This window comes from Kumtagia sp., assembly GCF_059502445.1.
This window is the reverse complement of sequence record NZ_JCACER010000036.1, coordinates 28,276-49,548: the sequence shown is the minus strand read 5'-3', so window position 1 is coordinate 49,548 and position 21,273 is coordinate 28,276. Positions and strand designations below refer to the sequence as shown.

The 21,273-nt window shown below is 70.0% G+C and carries 19 protein-coding genes; 2 read left to right on the top strand and 17 right to left on the bottom strand.

The genetic code is table 11. The annotated features are described in order from the left end of the window. Nucleotides 1–6 precede the first annotated feature (6 nt). From AC5JDC_RS13675 to cobA, 9 genes are all read right to left on the bottom strand, one after another. Complete coding sequence (locus tag AC5JDC_RS13675) at nucleotides 7–744, bottom strand: FadR/GntR family transcriptional regulator (RefSeq protein WP_495841849.1); 738 nt, start codon at nucleotides 742–744, stop codon at nucleotides 7–9. Nucleotides 745–953: 209 nt separating this feature from the next. Beyond that, nucleotides 954–2,777: an IlvD/Edd family dehydratase gene (locus AC5JDC_RS13670; RefSeq protein ID WP_495841847.1), complete on the bottom strand. Its 1,824-nt coding sequence runs from the start codon at nucleotides 2,775–2,777 to the stop codon at nucleotides 954–956. A gap of 34 nt (nucleotides 2,778–2,811) precedes the next feature. Then, nucleotides 2,812–3,738, bottom strand: a complete 927-nt coding sequence (locus AC5JDC_RS13665) for a Gfo/Idh/MocA family protein (RefSeq protein WP_495841845.1) — start codon at nucleotides 3,736–3,738, stop codon at nucleotides 2,812–2,814. Nucleotides 3,739–3,748: 10 nt separating this feature from the next. Then, the gene (gene araD1 / locus AC5JDC_RS13660) at nucleotides 3,749–4,741 is read right to left on the bottom strand and encodes an AraD1 family protein (protein ID WP_495841843.1); all 993 of its coding nucleotides are present in this window, start codon (nucleotides 4,739–4,741) and stop codon (nucleotides 3,749–3,751) included. Between the two features lie 243 nt (nucleotides 4,742–4,984). Next, nucleotides 4,985–5,293, bottom strand: a complete 309-nt coding sequence (locus tag AC5JDC_RS13655) for a hypothetical protein (RefSeq protein WP_106774479.1) — start codon at nucleotides 5,291–5,293, stop codon at nucleotides 4,985–4,987. Nucleotides 5,294–5,356: 63 nt separating this feature from the next. Next, nucleotides 5,357–6,367 (bottom strand): nicotinate-nucleotide--dimethylbenzimidazole phosphoribosyltransferase, encoded by a 1,011-nt coding sequence (cobT, locus tag AC5JDC_RS13650; protein WP_495841841.1) that lies wholly within the window; start codon nucleotides 6,365–6,367, stop codon nucleotides 5,357–5,359. Between the two features lie 17 nt (nucleotides 6,368–6,384). Then, nucleotides 6,385–7,143 carry an adenosylcobinamide-GDP ribazoletransferase gene (locus tag AC5JDC_RS13645; protein ID WP_495841839.1) on the bottom strand — a complete coding sequence of 253 codons (759 nt, stop codon included), beginning with the start codon at nucleotides 7,141–7,143 and terminating at the stop codon, nucleotides 6,385–6,387. 19 nt (nucleotides 7,144–7,162) lie between these two features. Next, nucleotides 7,163–8,713, bottom strand: coding sequence for a cobyrinic acid a,c-diamide synthase CobB (locus AC5JDC_RS13640; RefSeq protein ID WP_495841837.1), 1,551 nt, complete (start codon nucleotides 8,711–8,713; stop codon nucleotides 7,163–7,165). Continuing rightward, on the bottom strand, nucleotides 8,710–9,495 hold the full coding sequence (cobA, locus tag AC5JDC_RS13635) for a uroporphyrinogen-III C-methyltransferase (protein WP_495841835.1): 786 nt from the start codon (nucleotides 9,493–9,495) through the stop codon (nucleotides 8,710–8,712). The genes AC5JDC_RS13640 and cobA overlap by 4 nt, the downstream gene beginning before the upstream one ends. A 53-nt stretch (nucleotides 9,496–9,548) precedes the next feature. On the opposite strand from cobA, the gene AC5JDC_RS13630 reads away from it, so the two are divergent. Then, nucleotides 9,549–10,643 (top strand): cobalt-precorrin-5B (C(1))-methyltransferase, encoded by a 1,095-nt coding sequence (locus tag AC5JDC_RS13630; protein ID WP_495841871.1) that lies wholly within the window; start codon nucleotides 9,549–9,551, stop codon nucleotides 10,641–10,643. Nucleotides 10,644–10,678: 35 nt separating this feature from the next. On the opposite strand, the gene cobM is transcribed toward AC5JDC_RS13630, so the two are convergent. The 3 genes from cobM to cbiE are packed head-to-tail and all read right to left on the bottom strand — an operon-like array spanning nucleotide 10,679 to nucleotide 13,052. Then, nucleotides 10,679–11,437, bottom strand: coding sequence for a precorrin-4 C(11)-methyltransferase (cobM, locus tag AC5JDC_RS13625; RefSeq protein ID WP_495841833.1), 759 nt, complete (start codon nucleotides 11,435–11,437; stop codon nucleotides 10,679–10,681). After that, entirely contained in the window at nucleotides 11,434–11,838 is a 405-nt protein-coding gene (locus AC5JDC_RS13620) for a cobalamin biosynthesis protein (RefSeq protein WP_495841831.1), read from the bottom strand. Before AC5JDC_RS13620 ends, cobM begins: the two co-directional genes overlap by 4 nt. Next, nucleotides 11,817–13,052: a precorrin-6y C5,15-methyltransferase (decarboxylating) subunit CbiE gene (gene cbiE, locus AC5JDC_RS13615; RefSeq protein WP_495841829.1), complete on the bottom strand. Its 1,236-nt coding sequence runs from the start codon at nucleotides 13,050–13,052 to the stop codon at nucleotides 11,817–11,819. Before cbiE ends, AC5JDC_RS13620 begins: the two co-directional genes overlap by 22 nt. Here cbiE and AC5JDC_RS13610 point away from each other — a divergent pair. Further along, nucleotides 13,051–13,818: a cobalt-precorrin-6A reductase gene (locus AC5JDC_RS13610; RefSeq protein WP_495841827.1), complete on the top strand. Its 768-nt coding sequence runs from the start codon at nucleotides 13,051–13,053 to the stop codon at nucleotides 13,816–13,818. The two genes, cbiE and AC5JDC_RS13610, sit on opposite strands and share 2 nt — an antisense overlap. Here the strand turns inward: AC5JDC_RS13610 and AC5JDC_RS13605 are convergent. The 5 genes from AC5JDC_RS13605 to AC5JDC_RS13585 are packed head-to-tail and all read right to left on the bottom strand — an operon-like array spanning nucleotide 13,782 to nucleotide 21,247. Continuing rightward, the gene (locus AC5JDC_RS13605; protein ID WP_495841825.1) at nucleotides 13,782–14,546 is read right to left on the bottom strand and encodes a precorrin-3B C(17)-methyltransferase; all 765 of its coding nucleotides are present in this window, start codon (nucleotides 14,544–14,546) and stop codon (nucleotides 13,782–13,784) included. The genes AC5JDC_RS13610 and AC5JDC_RS13605 overlap by 37 nt on opposite strands. Beyond that, on the bottom strand, nucleotides 14,543–15,310 hold the full coding sequence (locus AC5JDC_RS13600; RefSeq protein ID WP_495841823.1) for a precorrin-2 C(20)-methyltransferase: 768 nt from the start codon (nucleotides 15,308–15,310) through the stop codon (nucleotides 14,543–14,545). Before AC5JDC_RS13600 ends, AC5JDC_RS13605 begins: the two co-directional genes overlap by 4 nt. Next, nucleotides 15,307–15,939 (bottom strand): precorrin-8X methylmutase, encoded by a 633-nt coding sequence (locus AC5JDC_RS13595; protein WP_495841821.1) that lies wholly within the window; start codon nucleotides 15,937–15,939, stop codon nucleotides 15,307–15,309. Before AC5JDC_RS13595 ends, AC5JDC_RS13600 begins: the two co-directional genes overlap by 4 nt. Beyond that, on the bottom strand, nucleotides 15,936–17,516 hold the full coding sequence (gene cobG / locus AC5JDC_RS13590; RefSeq protein ID WP_495841819.1) for a precorrin-3B synthase: 1,581 nt from the start codon (nucleotides 17,514–17,516) through the stop codon (nucleotides 15,936–15,938). The genes AC5JDC_RS13595 and cobG overlap by 4 nt, the downstream gene beginning before the upstream one ends. After that, a complete protein-coding gene (locus AC5JDC_RS13585) occupies nucleotides 17,513–21,247 on the bottom strand; it encodes a cobaltochelatase subunit CobN (RefSeq protein ID WP_495841817.1) in 3,735 nt (1,244 codons plus the stop codon). The genes cobG and AC5JDC_RS13585 overlap by 4 nt, the downstream gene beginning before the upstream one ends. Nucleotides 21,248–21,273: the final 26 nt, after the last annotated feature.

The following is a 21,273-nucleotide window of genomic DNA, read 5'->3' as shown; positions in this document are numbered from 1 at the left end:
CCTGACCTACTGGCGCCGGCGCAGCGCCAGCCGCACCCGCTCGACGCCGGTGATGATCACCGCCTCCATCGCGGCCCGCGCAGCGGCCGCGTCGCGGGCGCGGATCGCCTCGACGATGCGGTGGTGGGAGGCCGAGGCACGGTGCACCTCGCTGATGTCGGCGGTCGGCGAGGACAGGTTGAAGACACCGACCAGCGCCGCCTCGATCAGATTGCCGACCGAGCGCATGAACGGGTTGCGCGACGCCTCCGCCACCGCGAGGTGGAACTTCAGGTCGGCCATGGCGTGGCTTTCGGCGCTGTGGCCATCCTTGCCCATGTCCAGGGCAAGGCGTTCGAGATGGGCGACGTCGGCGGCCGAGGCGCGCTCTGCGGCGAGACCGGCGGCATAGGGCTCGAAGGCCAGGCGGATTTCGCTGAGGTGCACGAGGAAGGCGTCGTCGATGCCGGCCTCGAAGTGCCAGTTGAGGATGTCGGCGTCGAACAGGCTCCAGCTCTCGCGGCTGGTGACGCGGGTGCCGATGCGGGCGCGCGGCACGATCAGGCCCTTGGCGGCGAGCGTCTTCAGCGCCTCGCGCAGCACGGTGCGCGACACGCCGAAGCGCGCCATCAGCTCGGTGTCGCCGGGCAGGGTGGAGCCGGTGGGGATGGTGCCGGAGACGATGTCGAGGCCGAGCGAGTCGACGATGTGCGCGTGGTTGCTGCGCGACCGCTGGCCGGTGATCACTGTCTGGAGCAGGCCCATCGGTTGCTTTAGCGAGCCTCCCGGGCGTGGTCTGGCTGGGGTTCGTGGGGGCGGCGCGGTCCGCCCCGAGCATGGTTGCCGGACAAGAGAGACTCCTGCGGTGTAGAATCCCGCCGGGAAACGGGAAAACAACGGCAGCGGCCGACACCCCCGTCACGGATGGCGATCGTCCCTTGCTGCCGCGTTCCCGTCATCTGCGGTCGTCCACCTCAGTGATTGTCCCTTGGAATGCCCTTGGTCTGGGCGATGCGCTGGTAACGCACCGCCGGCTCCAGCACCGCGCCGGTTTCCATCTGGCCGACCATCGAGCGCTGGATCTCCTGCCAGGGCGTCTGGTGGTCGGGGTATTTGTAGCCGCCGGAGGCCTCGAGCTCGGTGCGCCGGCGCGCCAGTTCCTCGTCTGGGACGAGGATGTCGGCGGTGCCCTTGCCGATGTCGATGCGCACGCGGTCGCCGGTCCTCAGGATGGCCAGCCCGCCGCCGGCCGCCGCCTCCGGCGAGGCGTTGAGGATCGAGGGCGAACCCGACGTGCCGGACTGGCGGCCGTCGCCGATGCAGGGCAGCGAATGGATGCCGCGCTTCAAAAGATAGTCGGGCGCGCGCATGTTCACCACCTCGGCGGCACCCGGATAGCCGATCGGACCGGCCCCGCGCATGAACAGCACGGTGGTCTCGTCGATATGGAGATCCGGATCGTCGATGCGGGCGTGATAGTCCTCCGGTCCGTCGAACACCACGGCCGGCCCCTCGAAGGCATTGGGGTCCTTGGGGTTGGAGAGATAACGGTCGCGGAACTCCTGCGAGATGACGCTGAGCTTCATGATCGCCGAGTCGAACAGGTTGCCGCGCAGAACGCGGAAGCCGGCATGCTCCTTGAGCGGACGGTCGATCGGCCAGATCACCTTCTCATCGAGGATCTTCGCGTCACGGCAATTCTCGCCCATCGTCTTGCCGTTGACGGTGAGCGCGTCCTCGTTGATGAGGCCCCTGCTCATCAACTGGTTGACGACGGCCGGCACGCCGCCGGCGTGGTGATAGTCCTCGCCGAGATATTCGCCGGCCGGCTGCAGGTTGACCAGCAGCGGAATCTCTTCCCCATAGGTCTGCCAGTCGTCGATGGTGAGCTCGACGCCGACATGGCGCGCGAGGCCGTTCAAATGGATCGGCGCGTTGGTCGAGCCGCCGATCGCCGAATTGACGCGGATGGCATTGATGAAGGCGTCGCGGGTGAGGATGTCAGAGGGCTTCAGGTCCTCGTCCACCATCTCGACGATGCGCTTTCCGGTGAGATAGGCCACTTCCTGGCGGTCGCGGTGCGGCGCCGGGATGGCGGCCGAGCCGGGAAGCTGCATGCCCAAAGCCTCGGCCAGCGAATTCATCGTGGTCGCCGTGCCCATGGTGTTGCAGTAGCCGGTGGAGGGGGCCGACGAGGCGACCAGGCTGACGAAGCCGGCATAGTCGATCTCGCCCGCTGCCATCAGCTCGCGCGCCTTCCACACGATGGTGCCGGAACCGGTGCGCTCGCCGCGGAACCAGCCGTTGAGCATCGGCCCGACCGACAGCGCGATCGCCGGGATGTTGACGGTGGCCGCCGCCATCAGGCAGGCGGGCGTGGTCTTGTCGCAGCCGATGGTGAGCACCACGCCGTCGAGCGGGTAGCCGTAGAGCACCTCGACCAGGCCGAGATAGGCGAGGTTGCGGTCGAGCCCGGCGGTCGGGCGCTTGCCCGTCTCCTGGATCGGATGGACGGGGAATTCCAGGGCGATGCCGCCGGCCTCGCGGATGCCCTCGCGCACGCGCTTGGCGAGGTCGAGATGGTGACGGTTGCAGGGCGACAGGTCGGAGCCGGTCTGGGCGATGCCGATGATCGGCCGGCCCGACTGGAATTCCTCCTGGCTGATGCCGAAATTCATGTAGCGCTCGAGATAGAGCGCTGTCATGTCGGGGTTGCCGGGGTTGTCGAACCAGGCCTGCGACCGGCGCAGCGGCCTCGTCCCGTTGGGTTTGTGCGCTCCGTTTCCTGGCTTGCTCATGGCTTGGAGTCCTCGGGTGTTTCCTGGGCTTGTATCAGTCTTCGAACGGTTCGACGAAGGCGTGCCGGCCGACCATGAAGGCGTCGGCGACGTGGCGCAGCGGCCGCAGGTCGACGTCGCTTTCGCGCGCCGCGATCAATCCGGCGAAGCGCCTGTAGATGCCGGCATATTCCTCGTCGCGTCCATCGACGACCATCTTGGCGTCAATGGTGAGCCGGGCGCCACCCGACTGCAACAGCAGATCGCCGTCGTCGGTCGAGACGCGGATATCCCAGGTCTGCGGGCCGGTCTGGCGCCAGTCGAAGGTGGCGCTGGCGCGCTCGCCGGCTGCGTCGGCGAAGGTGAGCTCCACGGCGATCGGCTGGGCGCGGTTCTCGGGGAACTGCAGCGTCGCGGCCGTCAGATGGATCGGCATCGGCAGGATTTCAGTGACGATCGACAGGGCATTGATGCCGGGATCGAACACGCCGAAGCCGCCCGGTTCCCAGATCCAGGCCTGGCCCGGATGCCATTTGCGCACGTCCTCCTTCCAGTCGACGCGCACGGACCGGATATTCCTGGAGGCCAGCCACTGCTTCGCCTGGGCGACGCCGGCGGCGAAGCGCGAATGCCAGGTGGCGAAGAGCGACACGCGCTGTCCCGCCGCCAGGGCGACGAGGTCATCCAACTCGGATAAAGTCGCGCCGGGCGGCTTTTCGAGCAGCACGTGTTTTCCGGCGCGCAGCGCGGTCAGTGCCGCGGCGTGGCGCGGTCCGGGCGGCATGCAGAGCGCGACGGCGTCGAGGTCATCGACCTTTTCCAGCAGCGTCTCGATATCGGGATAGCTCGAGACCCCGTCGACGCTGCCGTGACGGCTGGCGGTGGCGACCAGCTCGAAATCGGCGCTGGCGGCGATCGACGGCACATGCTGGTCGCGCGCGATCTTGCCGACGCCGACGATGGCGATGCGGATCGGGGTCATCTGTGCGATCCTACAGCGCCTTCACCGCCACCGGTTTCGGCTGGTCGGTCGCCAGACTGTTGCGCAGCGGCAGGGTAAACGGCTTCGCCTCGATCTCGAACACGTCGCCGTCCTGCGGCTTGATGCCGTCGGAGAAGGACAGGGTGGCGGTGCCGAAGAAATGCACATGCACGTCGCCCGGCCGGCGGAACAGATCGTATTTGAAGTGGTGGTGGTCAAGATTGGCGATGGTGTGGGACATGTTGTCCTCGCCCGACAGGAACGGCTTTTCCCAGATCACCTTTCCGCCGCGGCGGATGCGCGAAAAGCCTTCGACATGGCCGGGCAGCGGGCCGGTCAACAGTTCCGGGCCAATCGAGGCCGGCCTGAGCTTGGAGTGCGCCAGCCAGAGATAGTTGTGGCGCTCGGTGATGTGGTCGGAAAACTCGTTGCCGAGAGAGAAACCGACGCGGAACGGCGTCCCATCGGGACCGATGACGTAGATCGCCGCGATTTCCGGCTCCTCGCCGCCGTCCTCGGCGAATGCCGGCGAGACAAGCGGCGCCTCCGGCGCGATCACGCTCAGGCCGTCACCCTTGAAGAACCATTCCGGCTGCGCGCCGACCTCGCCCGGCTTCGGCTTGCCGCCCTCGACGCCCATCAGGAACATGCGCATGGAATCGGTCGGCTTCTCGGCCGACGCGGCCGCCTTGTGCATCTTGTCGCGGCCCTCGGCCGAGCCGAGATGGGTGAGGCCGGTACCCGCGAGCATGAGATGCGCCGGATCGGGATGGTCGATGGGAGCAAGCACGCGCCGTTCGGCAAGCGCGGCGGCAAGATCGACCTCCGGCCCCCTGGGCAGGCCCGCCACCGTCGCCTCGAGCGAAACGCCGTCCTCGATCGCCCTGCAGGCGAGCTCGTAGGTGGAGGCCACGCCGCCGACCAGCCGCGCATCGCCGGCATCGTCCACGGCGGCGACGCGCCGCTCGCCCTGATGGATGAGTTGAACCAGCCTCAGCGCCATTCGTCTTTCCGGCGACGCGCGCCGGCCCTCTCGTTTCGCTACCGGCCTCTGCCGTTTGAAAGTCATATAGTACGACTTTTCAGGGCTGCATAGCGCCAAGTCGGCCAGAGGTTCGGGCCATGCGCGGCGAGGAGCGAGGCTGCGTCGGCGGAACTCCAGCCATGCGAAAAAGCCGTCGCGCGTTGGCGCGGACGGCCTTCGGTGGTCCAGGCGCGGCTAGACGGGGTAGAGACAGCGCCGGCCCTATCGGCGGGCCAACAGCCCGACGAGCAGGCCGATGACCGCGAGGCCGACGACCGCGGTCGTCACCGGATGATCCGATGCCGCGCGGCCGACGGCGCGCGAGCGGTCGCGAATCACCGGCAGGGCGTCGCCGATGTGGCTGGAGATGCCTTCATAGAGGTCGGACGCGGTTTCGTAGGCGTCGTCATAGGCCGCCGAGCCGCGTTTGCCCAACGCCCTGCGCAGCGACCTGACCTCCTTCTGCAGCTTCGCCATCTGGGCCTCGAGGTCGTCGGTCACATCGTCGCGGAAACGGGAAAGGGAAGCCATCATATGTCCTTGCGAAAGGGGAGATATTTCCCCGAACGCGAAGCCTGCTGAGATGGTTCCGCCTCAGCCCTTTTCCGAAACGCCTGCGTCGGCGAAGCTCGCCATGCCGGTGTGGCAGGCGAGCGCCGAGCGCAGGATGTTGACGGCTAAGCAGGCGCCCGAAGCCTCGCCGAGCCGCATGCCCAGGTCGAGCAGCGGCTTCAGGTTCATGGCGGCGAGCAGCCCGCGATGGCCGGCCTCGGCCGAGCAGTGGGCGGCGACGGCATGGTCGAGCCCATGCGGGTGGAGCCGCATCAGCGGCGCCGCCGCGGCGGTCGAGACGAAGCCGTCGAGCAGCACCGGAACGTTTTTGTGACGCGCCGCCAGCGTCGCGCCGAGGATGGCGGCGAGCTCGCGGCCGCCGACGGCGGCGGCCGCCCGCAGCGGGTCGTGCAGGACCTCGCCGTGCAGCTTTACGGCGACTTCGATCGCCGCCATCTTGCGGCCGAGCCCAGCGTCGTCGACGCCGGTGCCGCGCCCGACCCACTGATCGATGCCGCCGAAAAGGGAGGACGCGATGGCCGCCGCGGCGGTGGTGTTGCCGATGCCCATCTCGCCGAGGCAGACGAGGTCGGTTCCCGCCTCGACGGACTCGTAGCCGCGCCCGACCGCCGTCAGGAACTCTTCCTCGCTCATGGCGGGCAGCAGGGTGAAGTCGCCCGTCGGACGCTCGATGTCGAGCGCGATGACGTCGAGCTCGGCGCCGGCGGCGCGCGCGAGCTGGTTGATCGCCGCCCCGCCGGCGGCGAAGTTGGCGACCATCTGCGCGGTGACCTCTGCCGGGTAGGCCGACACGCCCTGGGCGGTCACGCCATGCGAGCCGGCGAAGACGAGCACCTTGACCCTGTCGAGGCCGGGCGTGTCGCGGCCCTGCCAGCGTGCCAGCCAGGCGACCAGCGTCTCCAGCCGGCCGAGGCTGCCCTGCGGCTTGGTCAGCGTGTCCTGGCGGCGGGCGACCGCCTCCGCCGCGGCGGGACTGCCGGCGGGCAGGTCCTGGCAGGCGGACCGCAGCGCGTCGAAGGAAGCGAATTTCATCGGAAAGGCTCCGTTGATCAGAAGACGGCCGAAGCGGCCAGAAGGACGAGGATTTCGGCAACCTGCTGCAGGGCGCCGGCCGTGTCGCCGGTCTGGCCGCCGATCTTCTTCAGGCAGAGCGCCCGCATAAGGAAGAAGGCGGCGGCGAGCAGCAGCGCGACGGCGACGGCGCCGGCGAGGCCGAGGGCGAGCAGCGAGGCGGCGCCCAGCAGCAGCGCCGCGTTGGCGACCGGGGCTTCGACGGCGCCTGCGCCGGCCGAAAGCCCGTCGCTGCGGGCAGGGGGGACGAGCCGCAGCAGCGCCGGCAGCAAGGCGCGCGAGGCGCCATGCGCAGCGATCAGCGCCGCAAACACCGCGCCGGGACCGGCCAGTTCGCTCAGCGCGCTCCAGCGCAGCAGGATCGACAGGGCCAGCGCGCAGGCGCCGAAGGCGCCGATGCGGCTGTCGCGCATGATCTCCAGGGTTCTCTCTCTTGTGAGTCCGCCGCCGAAACCGTCGGCGGTGTCGGAAAGCCCGTCCTCGTGCAGGCAGCCGGTGGCGAGCATGGTGGCGGCGAGCGCCAGCGCGGCCGCCGGGCCGGCGGCGAGGCCAAGCGCGTTCGCCAGGGCGAAGGCCAGGCCGCCGATCAGCGCCACCGCCCAGCCGGCCACGGGTGCGGCCCAGAACGCCGCCGACAGGCTGCGGTCGGATGCATCGAAGGCGGGAATCGGCAGGCGCGTGAAGAAGGCGACACACAGGCCGACGTCGCGCAGCAGGATTTGCGGGGAGAGGGTCATGCGCCTGCACCGAAAATCATCATCCCGCCCTCGCGATAGCGTGGAAGAATGTGCCGGTGACCAGCCCGCGGCGTCCGCCGAAGGCGCCGAGCGGTGCGCCCTGGCCGTCGAAGAGCTCGGCGAGCGGCTGGTCGGGGCCGGCGTCGACCAGCCGGGCATAGTGGAATTCGTGGCCGCGAACCAGCGTGCCGGCCGCGCCGATCGGGCAGTCGGCGAGCAGTCTTGCCTGGCGGTAGCCCAGATTCATGCGCCGTTTGGCGAAGCTGGTGGCATGGCCGAGCAGGCCGAGCATGGTGTGGGTGACGCCGTCGGCATCCTCCAGCGTTTCGCCCAAGACCATGAAGCCGCCGCACTCGCCATGGACAGGGCGGGTCGCGGCGAAGCGGCGCATGCCGGCGGCGAAGTTTTCCGCTTCCGCCAGCCGGCCGGCGTGGAGTTCCGGGTAGCCACCGGGCAGCCAGCAGACGTCGCAGCTCTCGTCCGGCGCCTCGTCGGCGAGCGGCGAGAACGGCCGGATCTCGGCGCCGGCCGCCTGCCATTGGGCGACAAGATGCGGATAGAGGAAGGTAAAGGCGGCGTCCTTTGCCAGCGCAATGCGCTGACCTGGCGGGGGCAGGGCGGTGGTTGTCAGTACCTGTCCCCGACTGGGCAGCTTCGTCGATGAGGTTCGGTCGGCGCTCGTCGCACCCCCCTCTGTCCTGCCGGACATCTCCCCCGCAAGGGGGGAGATTGCGCCTGCCGCCACGCCTTCGCCAATCGCCAGCGTTGCAGGAGGAGTGGCGGGGGCGAAGCTGCCAATCTCCCCCTTTGCGGGGGAGATGTCCGGCCCATTCGACAAGCTCAGGACAGAGGGGGCTGCGACAAGCGCCGACCGAACCTCAAACGCCCCCGCCATCCCGGCGATCCGGCCGATGTCGAGCGAGCGCTCCATCACGTCGGCGAGACGATCGATATGGGCGTCGAGGTCGGCGTGCTCGGAGGCCTGCACCAGGCCGAGGTGGCGCTCGGGGATGGTGACCAGGGGATCGCGCAGGATCGAACCCACCACCGGCAGGCCGAGCCGCTCGATGGCGTCGCCAGCGAGTTTTTTGTGGCGCTCGCTGCCGACGCGGTTCAGCACCACGCCGGCAATCCGCACCGCCGGGTCGTAGGCGACAAAACCCTTGGCGACGGCCGCCGCCGTCTCGGACTGGCCGGAGACGTCGAGCACCAGCAGCACCGGCAAGCCGTAGCGGCGGGCCAGATCCGCGGCCGAGCCCGACTGGCCGGCCGGCGCCGGGATGCCGTCGAACAGCCCCATGGCGCTTTCGATCACGACGATGTCGGTGTCGCGCCCCGCTTCAGCGGCGAGCGTGTCGAGCAGCGCGGGCGGCATCGCCCAGGAATCGAGATTGACGCCCGGCAGTCCGGTGGCCGCCTCGTGGAAGGCCGGGTCGATGTAGTCGGGACCGGACTTGGCGCCGCGCGCGGCGAGGCCGCGCCGCTTCAGCGCGCGCAGAAGACCGATGGTGACGCTGGTCTTGCCCGAGCCGGAGCGCGGCGCCCCGACGATCAGCCCGCGCGCGCTCATGGCAGGCCCGCGAGCGCGGCGCGCATCGACACGATATGGCCGACCACGATCAGCGCCGGCGCACCGATGCCGGCCTTCTCCGCTTCCTCGGCGAGCGTGGCGAGCGTCGCCGTCAATACACGCTCGTCCGGCGTCGTCGCCTGCTGGACCACGGCGGCCGGCGTGTCGGCCGGCAGGCCGCCGGACTGGAGTGCGGCGGCGATCAGCGGCAGGTTCTTCAGCCCCATATAGATGACGATCGGCTGGCCGGTTTTCGCCAGCGCGGCCCAGTCGAGGTCCTCGTCGGTGCCGGCGGCGTGGCCGGTGGCCAGGATGATGGCCTTGTTGATGCCGCGCATGGTGGTCGGGATGCGCGTGGCGGCCAGCCCGGCGAAGGCGGAGGTGAGGCCGGGCAGGACCCGGAACGCGATACCGGCGCGCACCAGCGCCAGCGCCTCCTCGCCGCCGCGCCCGAACACATAGGGGTCGCCGCCCTTCAGCCTGAGCACACGCCGGCCGGCGCGGGCGAAGTCGATCAGCCGGCGGGTGATGTCCTCCTGCTCGGTCGACGGCTTTCCGCCACGCTTTCCGGCGAAATGCAGCTCGGCATGGCCGGCCGCGGCCAGGATTCTGTCGGAGACCAGGGCGTCGTAGACCACACAGTCGGCCTGTGTCAGCGCCGACAGCACGTCGAGCGTCAGGCAGCCGGGATCGCCCGGCCCGGCTCCGGCCAGCCAGACATGGCCGGCCAAAAATCCGGCCGGACGGTAATCGAGGCGGGTGAGGGCGTCGGCGAGCGTCATGCGTGTCGCTTTGGACGATGACGCCCGGCTTCCGCAAGCCTATAGACGGCATCATGGAGACGGAAGATCGCCCCTTGCGGCGCGGATGGACCACCGGCGCCTGCGCGGCGGCGGCGGCCAAGGCCGCCTGCGCGGCGCTGACCACGGGCGATTTTCCCGATCCGGTCGAGATCGGCCTGCCGGGCGGGCGGCGCGTCGCCTTCGCGCTGGCGACGACCGAGGTGCGCGATGGCGAGGCTACGGCGGGCATCGTCAAGGACGCCGGCGACGATCCCGACGTCACGCATGGCGCGCTGGTGAAGGCGACCGCGCGGCGCGGCGCCGCCGGCTCCGGCGTCACCTTCCGCCGCGGCGAGGGGGTCGGGCTGGTGACGCGGCCGGGCCTGCCGATCCCCGTCGGCGAGCCGGCGATCAACCCGGTGCCGCGAAAGATGATCGCCCAGGCGGTCCGCGAGGCGGCGGGCGAGGGGGCGGACATCGAGGTCGAGGTGTCGGTGCCGAACGGTGCCGTGCTGGCCGAAAGGACGCTCAATCCGCGCCTCGGCATTCTGCACGGCATCTCCATCCTCGGCACGACCGGAGTGGTCATCCCCTATTCCTGCTCGGCCTGGATCCACTCCATCCATCGCGGCATCGACGTGGCGCGGGCCATGGGGCTCACCCACATCGCCGGCTCGACCGGCAACACCACCGAAGCCGCCGTGCAGAAGTTCCACGACCTGCACGAGGTGGCGCTGATCGACATGGGCGACTTCGTCGGCGGCATGCTGAAATATGTGCGGGCGCATCCGGTGGCGCGCGTCACCATCGCCGGCGGCGTCGCCAAGATGACGAAACTGGCGCAGGGCATGCTGGACGTGCATTCGAAGCGCGGCGCGGCCGACTTGGACGCGCTGGCGGCGGCAGCGATCGCGGCAGGCGGGTCGGCGGCGCTGGCGGATGCCATCCGGAAGGCCAACACCGTGGCCGGGGCGTTTTCGCTGGCCGGGGCGGAGGGGGTGGCCATCGGCGACGCGGTGGCGGCGGGCGCTTGGAAGACGGCGGCCGGGGCGTTGAAGGGAGCGGATGTGGAGCTGGAGATTCTGGTTTTCGATCGTCTCGGCAATCTGCAGGGGCGGAAGGGTTTTATGCCAGTGAATGAGAGGTGAGCGGCGGGCGCCGCGCTCTTTCGTAGGAGGTCGCCTCACTTCCGCCCCCGAAAACGCCGCTGATAGGCCGGATCGTAGAGCGAGCTCTCGCGAAAATCGTCGGCGCCGAGCGAGCGGCCGACGAAGATCACCGCCGTGCGCTCGATCGGCTGCGCCGCCAGCTTTCCGGCGATGGTGCCGAGCGTGCCCCTGACGATGCGCTCGTCGGCGCGAGAGGCGTGGAAGACGATGGCGACCGGGCAATCGGTGCCGTAGAGCGGCGACAGTTCCGCGACGATGCGGTCGATGGCGTGGATGGCGAGGTGAATGGCGAGCGTCGCGCCGGTGGCGCCGAAGGCGGCCAGCGTCTCCCTTTCCGGCATCGGCGATGCACGGCCGGAGACGCGCGTCAGCACCAGGCTCTGCGCCACTTCGGGGATGGTCAGCTCGCGCCCGAGGCTCGCGGCCGCTGCGGCGAAGGCCGGCACGCCGGGCGTCAGCGTATAGGAGATGCCGTGTTTCTCCAGCCGTCGCACCTGTTCGGCGACGGCGCTCCACACCGACAGATCGCCGGAATGCAGCCGCGCCACGTCCTGCCCGGTCTGGTGGGCGGAGATAAACTCCCGCTCGATCTCGTCCAACGACAGCGGCGCTGTGTCGACCAGTCTTGCGCCGGGCGGGCACCAGTCGAGCAGTTCTTTCGCGACGATCGAGCCCGCAAACAGACAGACAGGGCAGCGCGCGATGAGATCGCGTCCGCGCACCGTGATCAGGTCGGCCGCGCCCGGCCCGGCGCCGATGAAATGCACAGTCATGGCAGAACTCCGTCATATGCCAGCGCGCAGGTCACCCTACCGGCCGCGACACGCGGCCCGAGCAGTTTTGCGCCGGCGCCGATGGCCGCGAGCGCTGTCGCCTCCGACGCCGACGGCGCGCCGGTCGCCTCAAGGGACCGCGCCGAGTGCGTCAGCGAGCCGGCGCCTGCGGCTTCCAGCTCGGCCCGGCCGATCACCACCACGATCTTTCCCAATATCTGCGCCGCCGCATGAATGCCCGGCTCATCGGTCTTCAGTTCCGGCACGGCCAAGGCTTCCAGGTCCGACGGTTCGACGGCATGGGCGGCGCAGGCGGCGTCGACGGCAGCGAGCACCTCCGCCGCCGTCACGCCACTGGCGCTGCCTATGCCCGCGACGATCATGGCTTCTGCCACGCCCATTGAGTCACCGGCAGGGCGGGCCGCCAGGCCTGCATGGTGCCGACCGGAGCGGCGCGCGAAAGCCCGATGCGGGTCAGGTCGCCACCGCGTTCGGCCTGGCAGGCGATCAGCACCGCCTCCATTTCGAGCGTCACCGCATTGGCGACCAACCGGCCGCCGGATTTAAGCGCGTCGATCGCGGCGTCCATGACACCGGCCTCGCTGCCACCACCACCCACGAAGACCGCGTCGGGTGCCGGCAATCCGGCGAGCGCGGCCGGCGCCGTTCCGGTGACGATCTCCAGCCCCGGCACGCCGCAGGTTTCGGCGTTGCGGGCGATTCGCCCGGCCCGTTCCGGCGAGGCCTCGATGGCGATCGCGCGCAGCGAGGGATGGCGCAGCATCCATTCTATGGACACCGAGCCGGAGCCGGCGCCGATGTCCCACAACAGCTCGCGGCGGCGCGGCGCCAGTGCGGATAGCGTGAGCGCGCGGATCTCGCGCTTGCTGATCTGCCCGTCATGCTCGAACAGACCGTCGGCCATGCCGGGCGTGAGCGGCAGGATCCTTGCTTCAGGATTTGAATCAACCGCGATCGCCAAGACGTTGAGCGGATTGATGTCTTCCATCGCGAAGCCGGCAGCCTGCGCTGTGCGTATGCGCTCGTTCGGGCCGCCCAGCGCCTCCAGAACGGTGAGCCGTGAGGCGCCGAAACCCGTTTCCGCCAGAAGCCTTGCCACCGCACCGGGCCCGTCCGCATCCGAAGTCAGCGCGATGATGCGCGTGCCGGGATGCAGCAGCGGGCGGATCAGGTCGATCGGCTTGCCGTGCAGCGAGACCGTCTCCACCTCGGGCAGTGCCCAGCCGAGCCGGCTCGCTGTCAGCGAGAAGGCGGAAGGCGCGGGTATCGTCCGCATCTCTGTCGGCCCGACATGCCGTGCCAGCGTGGTGCCGGCGCCATGGCAGAACGGGTCTCCCGAAGCGAGCACGCACACTCTCTTGCCGCGCAAAGCAGTCACGGCGCGCATCTCCGCGTCGAAGGGCGAGGGCCAGGGCCGCGCCTCGCCTGAGATGGCGGCGGCCACCAGCGCCAGATGCCGCCTGCCGCCGAACACGATTTCGGCTTCGGTGATCCGCCGCTTGGCCTCGGCACCCAGACCGTCTAGACCATCTTCGCCGACGCCGACGATCGTGAGCCATGGCGCGGCGACGTCCTTCGCTTCAGCAGCCACCATGACCCATCGCATCCTCATCCTCGGCGGAACCACCGAAGCCCGGCAACTGGCGGAGCGGCTTGCCGGCCGCAGCGGCCTTGCCGCAACCCTGTCGCTCGCCGGCCGCACGGTCAATCCGCTCGCCCATCCCGTGCCGGTGCGCAGCGGCGGATTCGGCGGCGCCGAAGGTCTTGCCGCCTATCTGCGCGAGGAGCGCATCGATCTGCTGGTCGACGCGACGCATCCCTATGCCGCGCGCATCTCGGCCAATGCGGCGCGGGCGGCTTCGTCCACGGGCAGCGGCATGCTGGCCCTGCGTCGAACCCCCTGGCAGGCTGTCGTCGGTGACCGCTGGACCATCGTCGACGATGCCGCCCATGCGGTTTCGGCGCTCGGCGCGGTGCCGCGAAAAGTGTTTCTGGCGCTCGGCCGGCAGGAGATCGGGCCTTTCAAGGCCGCCCCGCAGCACTCCTACCTCATCCGCAGCGTCGATCCGGTCGAGCCGCCGCTGCAGGTGCCGGATGCCACCTATCTGCTGGCGCGGGGACCGTTCGCGGAAGCCGACGAGCGCAGGCTGCTGGAAGAAAACGGCGTCGAGGCGATCGTCGCCAAGAACAGCGGCGGAATGGCCACCTATGGCAAGATCGCCGCCGCCCGCGCCCTCGGCATCGAGGTTCTTCTCTTGCGCCGGCCGGCGCTTCCACCGGTGAGGACGGTGGAGACCGTCGCGGAGGCGGCTCTGGCGATCGATCATTGGCTTGCCGGGACGAACGATCGCGGCGTGTAGATCAGCGGCGGCCTTTCGCCGCGCGCGATCAGGCGGGTCTCGGCCGAGCCGATGATGATGCAGGTCGCCATGTCGGCGCGTTCCGCATCGGCTTGTGCCAGCGGCACCGTGTCGATGCGCTCGTCGGTCCTGCCGGCGGCGCGGCCGAAGATCACCGGCGTCTCGGCCGGCAGCACGGCGCGCAGGCATTCGAAAGCCCGGCCGAGCTGCCACGGCCGCGCCTTGCTGATGGGGTTGTAGAGCGCGATCACGAAGCCGGCCGCCGCCGCCGCCGTCAGCCGGCGCTCGATCACGTCCCATGGCTTCAGGTTGTCGGAAAGCGAGATGGCGCAGAAATCATGGCCGAGCGGCGCGCCGGCGCGGGCCGCGACCGCCAGCATCGCGGTGACGCCGGGGACGATTTCGATGTCGAGGTTGCGCCATGCGGCCGGGCCGGCCTCGATCGCCTCGCAGACGGCGGCGGCCATGGCGAACACGCCGGGGTCACCGCCCGACACCACCGCGACCGTTTCGCCCGCCGCCGCCTTCGACAGAGCGGCCTGCGCCCGCGACAACTCCTCGCGGTTGTCGGAGGCTACCCGCACCTGCTCGGGACTTAGGTCAAGACGGTCGAGGTAGGGCTTGTAGCCGTAGAAGAATTTGGCTTCGGCCACCGCCGCCCGCGCTTCCGGCGTGACCTGATCCGGGCTCCCGGGACCGAGGCCGACGACGAACAGGCGGCCGCTCACAGCACAACTCCGGATGCCGTGACGCTGCCGGGGCGGCCGAGCCAGCCGGGAACCAGCACGATCGAGAAATACGGCGCGGCGTCGTCGGCCTTGTCGGCCAGCCGCATCGTCGCCCCGTTGGCCATCGTGCCGCGCTCGACATAAAAGGCGCGCTCCAGCCTGCCGGTCGCTTCCAGCGCCCGGCGGATCTTCGGCAGGTTGCGGCCGACCTTCATGATCACCGCGGCGTCGGTGTCGGCCAGACGGCGCGCCAGGTCGAACTCGCTCATAGTGCCGGGCAGCACGGTGAGCACGTCGTCGCCCTGGACGATGGGCTGGCCGGTGGCCGACCAGCAGCCGGACATGGCCGTGACGCCCGGGACGACCTCGGTAGGATAGAGGTGCGCCAGGCGCACATGCAGGTGCATGTAGGAGCCGTAGAACAGCGGGTCGCCCTCGGAGAGCACCGCCACGGTGCGGCCGGCGTCGAGGTGGCGCGCGACAATTGCGGCAGACTCCTCGTAGAAGGCGAGGATATGCGCCTTGTAGTCGTCGTGGCTTTTGGCGATCTCGGTGGTGACCGGATAATGCAGGGGCAGCTCGACGACGCCGGGCTTCAGCCGACCCTCGACGATGGCGCGGGCGTTGCCGTTGCCGCCGCGCTTGGCGAAATGCGCCAGCACGTCCGCCTCTGCGAGCGCGCGCACCGCCTTGAGCGTCAGCAGCTCGGGGTCGCCCGGCCCGGTGCCGACGCCGATCAGGCGTCCTTTCGACTGCGCGGTCACAGGCCCGTCCTCGCCAGCGCGTTGAGGCAGGCCGCCGTCATGGCGCTGCCGCCGAGCCGTCCGCGTACGATGGCGAAGGGCACGCCAAAGGAATTTTCGGCAAGACCATCCTTGGATTCGGCAGCGCCGACGAAGCCGACCGGCATGCCGAGGATCGCCGCTGGTTTCGGCGCGCCGTCGCGCAGCAGTTCGAGCAGATAGAAAAGGGCGGTTGGCGCATTGCCGATCGCCACGACCGAGCCGGCCATGCGCTCGCCCCACAGCCTTATCGCCGCGGCCGAGCGTGTATTGCCGATCTCGGCGGCGATCGTTGCCGTGCGCGGGTCGCGCAGCGTGCAGACCACCTCGTTGCCGGCCGGCAGCCGGGCGCGTGTGACGCCGTGCGCCACCATCTGGGCGTCGCAGAAGATCGGCGCGCCGCCGGCCAGCGCCGTTCGCGCTGCCTCCACGAAATTCTCAGAGAAGACGAAATGCTCCGCCGCCTCCACCTGGCCGCAGGCATGGATCATGCGGATCGCCACATCGGCCTCGGCCTCGGAGAAGCGCGAGAGATCGGCTTCCTCGCGGATGATGGCGAAGGAGCGCCGGTAGATGGCGTCGCCGTCGCGGATGTAGTCGTAAACCGTCATGGTCTTCCCTGTTCGAATGCCGCGGCGAGCCTGGCCTTGTCGTCCTGCGTCAGCGCTGCAATGTCCGAATCGCCCGGGCGCCGGCCGCTGCGTATAGTTTCCGGAACCGGCTTCGCGCCACCGGCGCGCTCGGCCCCGAGATTTGTCAGAATCCTTGCCACCGCCGCGATCGCCCGCGGCAGGCCGTCCGCCGACCTGTAGGCCAGGGGCGTCGCCTTAGGTGTTCCCTGCACGACAAGTCCGGCGCCGTTTTCGCCGCCGATGATGACGATGTCGGCCGCCGCCTGCCGGGCGCAGCCCTTTTCGCAGCCGGAGATGTGGATGGAAAGATCCGAGTCGGTAAGGTCGGCGAGTGCGCCCGCGAGCTCGGCGATCTCCCGAGCCGGGATTTTTCCGGAGGCGCAGGCCGGCGCGCCCGGGCAGGCGGCGATTCGTGAACGCGGATCGGCGGGGTCGGTGACGAAGCCGAGCCTTGCCGCTGCGGCGCGCAAGGCGTCCGCGGAGTCGGGCGAAGGGCAGATCGGCAGCAGGGTGCGTGCCGGGGCTGGGCGGATGTCGGCGATACCCAACGCCTCCGCGTGGCGGGCGAGGTCGATGAGGCGGGCGGCGTCGATATGGCCGAAGGGCAGGGTGACGGGGAAGGCGTTGCGTCCGTCGTTCAGACGAAAGAGATCGCAGCCTGAACGGAGCGTGCCCTTCGCATTGCTGGAGCCGCGCTCCTTCGCACCCCCCTCTGTCCTGAGCTTGTCGAATGGGCCGGACATCTCCCCTGCAAGGGGGGAGATCGCGCCGGCCTCTGCGATTTCGCCAATCACCCGCGTTGCAGGAGGAGCGGCGGCAATAGAACTGCCAATCTCCCCCCTTGCGGGGGAGATGTCCGGCCCATTCGACAAGCTCAGGACAGAGGGGGGTGCGGAGGGACGCAGCCAGTTCAAAGTCCCGCTGGCAGCAGCGTCTCTCGCTCTCGCATCCCGGCCTCGCTCCGCAATTCTTTTAAGAACGGAAAGCACGGCCCGAATCGCGCCGTTGTCGTCATAGCAGCCGAATTGCTTGGCCGTTTCTAAGTCTCCCGCAATCGCCACTCGCCAGATCGGACCGCCTTGTGATTTCTCCGCCGTCAGCCGCACATCGGCGGAGATCGAATCCAGGGTGACAGCGCCGCGGCCGTCGACCACGACTGACACCTTTGGCCCCAGCCGCCGCTCCAGTCCGGCTGCGGCAACCGCTTGGCGGATGCGCTCCGCTATCGGCACCGGATCGGCGATCTCGGCCGGATCCGTCCCCGCCAGCGGGCTCACCTCGACCGGCACGCCGGTGCGTACCGCCATGCCGAGCGCATCGACGTCGGCGGCGAAGCGCTCGGCGGACGACGCAGAGAAGCCGCGGAACTGAAGGCTGCCGCGCGCCGTCACCTCGACCACCCCATTGCCGTGGCGCGCGGCCGATTCGCAGAGTCCGATCAGCGACTTCGGCGAAAGTCCTCCGGAAACGGGCGAGAGCCGGATCAGCAGCCCATCGCCGGTGGGCATCGGCGCCGACAGGGCCGGGCAGGCGCCGCGCCTGAGGGCCGCGCTCATGCCGCCGTCTCCTGGGCCGAGGCCTCGGCGATGAGCGCGGCGAGATCGTCGTCGACCGAGTTGCGCAGCGGGTGCCACAGGCCGCGCCGCCGCGCGGCGGCAAAACGCTCGGCGATCGCCCGCGCCGCCGCCGGATTCTCGCGTAGCAGGAAGGCGCGCACCCGTTCGTCGCCGAGATAGGCGTCGTGCACCGCGCCGATCAGCGCGCTGGGGATGGCATTGGTGGTCTCGGCGAAGCCGACCAGCCGGTCGACCGTCTCTGCGAACTCTGATGCGCCGCGCGGGCCGTGGCGCATCTGGCCTTGGATGAAGATCGGGTTGGTGGCGCGCGCCCGCACCACGCGGGTCACCGCCTCCGTCACCGAGCGCGGTTTCGGCCGTGCCGGGTCGGTGGTATCGAGCACGATCACGTCGGCATTTCTGCCGAGTGCGGCAAGCGCTGCCGAAAAGCCGCCGATGAAGGCGACGTCGGCGGAGCCTTCGAGGATGTCGCGGGTCGGATCGTCGCCGGTGTGCACCAGCAGGTCGGCCGCCGCGATGCGGCCGGCGAAGGCGCCGGGCGCCACCTCGCCGACGCCGTCGGCGCCGCCATAGGCGTGCGAGGCGGCTGCCAGATAGGCCTTGCCGATCTCTTCGCGCGCTGTCCAGTCGCCACGCGCCAGCAGGTCTTCGATGCCGGCGCCGTAGGTGCCGGGCGAGGAGCCGAAGATGCGCGCGGGAGGCTTGCCTTCGGCGCGCGCGGTGGCGGCGAGCGGATTGTCGGCGATTTCCTCGGCACAGGCGGCGACGGCGCGCGCGGCGGCGTCCATCAGCGCGATCTGCGTCGGGAACATGTCGCGGAACAGGCCGGATATGCGCCAGGTGACGTCGACGCGCGGCCGGCCGATCGTCGCCAGCGGCAGCACCTCGATGCCGGTGACGCGGCCGGTGGCGGCGTCCCATTGTGGGCGGCAGCCCATCAGCGCCAGGCCTTGCGCGATCTCCTCGCCGCCGGTGCGCAAGGAGGCGCTGCCCCACAGGTCGATGACCAGCGAGCGCGGCCAGTCGCCGTGGTCCTGCAGGTAGCGGCGCAGCATGTCGTCGGCCGCCGCCTTGCCGAGGTCGAAGGCGGTCGGCGTCGGCATGGTGCGCGGATCGGCGGTGAACAGGTTGCGGCCGGTCGGCAGCACGTCGGTGCGGCCGCGCGCCGGGGCGCCGGCCGGCCCGGCGCGGACATGGCGGCCGTCGAGCGCGGCGAGCAGGTTTTTGCGCTCCGCCTCGGCGCTGGCGGTGCGCAGCGGCTCGGCCTCGTCGGGCGCGGCGCGGCCGTAGACGTGCAGGCCGTCCTTGACGGCAAAATCCTTGAGGTCGCAGAGCCAGGCGTCGATGCGGCGCAGCGCCTCGTCCGGCGCGTCGGTCTTGGCCACGCCGGCTTCGCCGGCCAGCCCGGTCCTGGCGGCGGTCTCGACGATCAGCTTGGCCAGCCGGTCGCGGCGGCGGCGGTCGAGGCCGTCGGCCTGCGCGTATTCGTCGACCAGCCGCTCCAGCTTCTGGCGCTCTCCGTCATGGCCGGCGGCGGCCATCGGCGGCGGCAGATGGCCGAGGGTGACGGCCGCGATGCGGCGCTTGGCCTGCGCTGCCTCGCCGGGATTGCTGACGATGAAGGGATAGACGACGGGCAGGGGCCCCGTGACGATTTCAGGAAAGCAGTTTTTGCTCAGGGCGACGACCTTGCCGGGCAGCCATTCCAGCGTGCCGTGGGCACCGACATGGACGAGTGCATGGCAGCCGAGGCTTTCGCGCAGCCATAGGCCGAAGGCGACCAGCGCATGGCGCGGCGGCAGCGTAGCGTCGTGATAGTCGGCGCGGCGGTCGGCGGAGCGGCCGCGGTCCGGCGCGAGCGCCACGGTGACGTTGCCGAAGGCGGCGGCGCGGAAGGGGAAGTGGCGGTTTGGTTTCTTTGATGTGGAAATGGATGCGCTGCGCTCCTTTGCACCCCCCTCTGTCCTGAGCTTGTCGAATGGGCCGGACATCTCCCCCACAAGGGGGGAGATTGAGCCGGCCGCATTGGTTTCGCAAATCGCCGGCGTTGCAGAAAGAGCGGCGTCGCCGACGCTGCCAATCTCCCCCCTTGTGGGGGAGATGTCCGGCCCATTCGACAAGCTCAGGACAGAGGGGGGTGCGAAGGAACGCGGATTATCGCAATCATCGCCCGCGTCCCCCCACGCTGCCTCGAGCGCGGCCATGGCGTCAGCCGGCAGGTCGATAGCCAAGCGCCGATAGTCATCGAGCGTCAGGCTCTGCCCACCGCGCTCCAGCAGGTCGAGCAATGCGCGTGGTGATTGCGGAATCGAATCAACGCAATATCCGGCGTCCTTCAGATCGTGCAGCATGGCGAGCACGCTGGCGGGAACGTCCAGGCCGACGGCATAGCCGGTGCGTCCCGGCGCCGAGGGATAGTCGGGAATGAGGATCGCCAGCCGGCGTCTTTCGCGCGGGGTTGCGGCGAGCCGCAGGAAGGCAGCGATGCGTCCCGCCACCTGCTCGACGCGGTCGGGCTCAGGTGTGTTGGCTTGCGCCGTGAAGCGGAGCGATGGGTCGACGATGCTCGCAGCCTTGAAGGACAGCGCGCCGGCGAGCACGCGGCCGTCGAGCTCCGGCATCACCACATGCATAGCGAGGTCGGCCGGCGCCAGGCCGCGCGCATTCTCCGCCCAGGCCTCGCGCCGGGTGGTGGCGACGATCACCTGGAAGACCGGCACGCCGGCGCGGTCGAACAGCGTGTCGGCGCCGGGCTCGGCGCCGGTCGCGAAGGCGGTGGCGGTGACGATCGCCGCCGGCGCGAGGTCGCGGATCGCGGCCTCGACGAACGCGATCGATTCGCGGTCCTTCAGGCTGGCGACGAAGATGGGGATCGGCGCGATACCCCTGGTTTCCAGCGCCGTGGACAGCACGTCGATCGGTGCGACGTCGTCGGCGAGCAGCATGGAGCGATAGAAGAGAACGAGGACGGGCGGTGCGTTTCCCTCCGCCTCGAGGGGAGGGTGGGCGGTCCTGAGCTTGTCGAAGGGCCGGCCGGGTGGGGTAATTTCGGCAGTGCTCGGCGTTCCCCGAGGCCGAGCGCGGCCTTCATGTCGAGCGCTGCCTGGATCGACCCCCTCTGGCCGCTGCGCGGCCATCTCCCCAGCAAGGGGGGAGAGGACGCCGCGCCCGTAAAATCCCGCCTTCGGCACCGCCACCGCCGCATCCGCCGCGCCATCGCCGCGCGCCAGCGCCGCGAGCCGCCGCACGAGCGCGTCCATATTGTCCGGTCCGCCTTCGCGGAAGAAGGCGAGCAGCGCGTCGAGTTCCCCGCGTGGCAGGGTGGAACACTCGACCAGCCGCTCGTCCTGTTCCCGGCATTCGCCGGGCAGCAGCGCGAGTCGGACATTTTTGGCCCGCGCCAGCGCGGCGACCTGGTCGCAGCCGTAGCGCCACCAGTCGTAGCCGCCGAGGATGCGTATCAGAATCACTTTGGCGTGCGCCGCGACCTTGTCCAGCCAGAGATCGACCGACATGGGGTGGCGAAGGTCGCGGAGTGCTGCGAGCCGCATCGAGGGCAGGGCGGCCTCGTCGCGCTTCCACGCCGCCGCGATGGCAGCCAGGTCGCTGTCGGTGAAGGACAGCGCCACGATGTCCGCCGGCTGTTGCGCCAGGTCGACCGGCTCGATCAGGTCGTCGAGCGATGCGGATGTCGTGGGCAGGATGTGCATGGCGCAGTCCTAGACCAAGCCGGCCG

What these genes read in the sequence shown, in the direction of transcription:
- AC5JDC_RS13620 (WP_495841831.1), bottom strand. Translation starts at nt 11,838, where the DNA reads ATGGGCGTGGCAGAAGCCATGATCGTCGCGGGCATAGGCAGCGCCAGT.
- AC5JDC_RS13675 (WP_495841849.1), bottom strand. Translation starts at nt 744, where the DNA reads ATGGGCCTGCTCCAGACAGTGATCACCGGCCAGCGGTCGCGCAGCAAC.
- cobM (WP_495841833.1), bottom strand. Translation starts at nt 11,437, where the DNA reads ATGACTGTGCATTTCATCGGCGCCGGGCCGGGCGCGGCCGACCTGATC.
- cobT (WP_495841841.1), bottom strand. Translation starts at nt 6,367, where the DNA reads ATGAAATTCGCTTCCTTCGACGCGCTGCGGTCCGCCTGCCAGGACCTG.
- cobA (WP_495841835.1), bottom strand. Translation starts at nt 9,495, where the DNA reads ATGACGCTCGCCGACGCCCTCACCCGCCTCGATTACCGTCCGGCCGGA.
- AC5JDC_RS13595 (WP_495841821.1), bottom strand. Translation starts at nt 15,939, where the DNA reads ATGACGGTTTACGACTACATCCGCGACGGCGACGCCATCTACCGGCGC.
- AC5JDC_RS13610 (WP_495841827.1), top strand. Translation starts at nt 13,051, where the DNA reads ATGACCCATCGCATCCTCATCCTCGGCGGAACCACCGAAGCCCGGCAA.
- AC5JDC_RS13665 (WP_495841845.1), bottom strand. Translation starts at nt 3,738, where the DNA reads ATGACCCCGATCCGCATCGCCATCGTCGGCGTCGGCAAGATCGCGCGC.
- AC5JDC_RS13670 (WP_495841847.1), bottom strand. Translation starts at nt 2,777, where the DNA reads ATGAGCAAGCCAGGAAACGGAGCGCACAAACCCAACGGGACGAGGCCG.
- AC5JDC_RS13640 (WP_495841837.1), bottom strand. Translation starts at nt 8,713, where the DNA reads ATGAGCGCGCGCGGGCTGATCGTCGGGGCGCCGCGCTCCGGCTCGGGC.
- AC5JDC_RS13655 (WP_106774479.1), bottom strand. Translation starts at nt 5,293, where the DNA reads ATGGCTTCCCTTTCCCGTTTCCGCGACGATGTGACCGACGACCTCGAG.
- cbiE (WP_495841829.1), bottom strand. Translation starts at nt 13,052, where the DNA reads ATGGTGGCTGCTGAAGCGAAGGACGTCGCCGCGCCATGGCTCACGATC.
- AC5JDC_RS13585 (WP_495841817.1), bottom strand. Translation starts at nt 21,247, where the DNA reads ATGCACATCCTGCCCACGACATCCGCATCGCTCGACGACCTGATCGAG.
- araD1 (WP_495841843.1), bottom strand. Translation starts at nt 4,741, where the DNA reads ATGGCGCTGAGGCTGGTTCAACTCATCCATCAGGGCGAGCGGCGCGTC.
- cobG (WP_495841819.1), bottom strand. Translation starts at nt 17,516, where the DNA reads ATGAGCGCGGCCCTCAGGCGCGGCGCCTGCCCGGCCCTGTCGGCGCCG.
- AC5JDC_RS13645 (WP_495841839.1), bottom strand. Translation starts at nt 7,143, where the DNA reads ATGACCCTCTCCCCGCAAATCCTGCTGCGCGACGTCGGCCTGTGTGTC.
- AC5JDC_RS13630 (WP_495841871.1), top strand. Translation starts at nt 9,549, where the DNA reads ATGGAGACGGAAGATCGCCCCTTGCGGCGCGGATGGACCACCGGCGCC.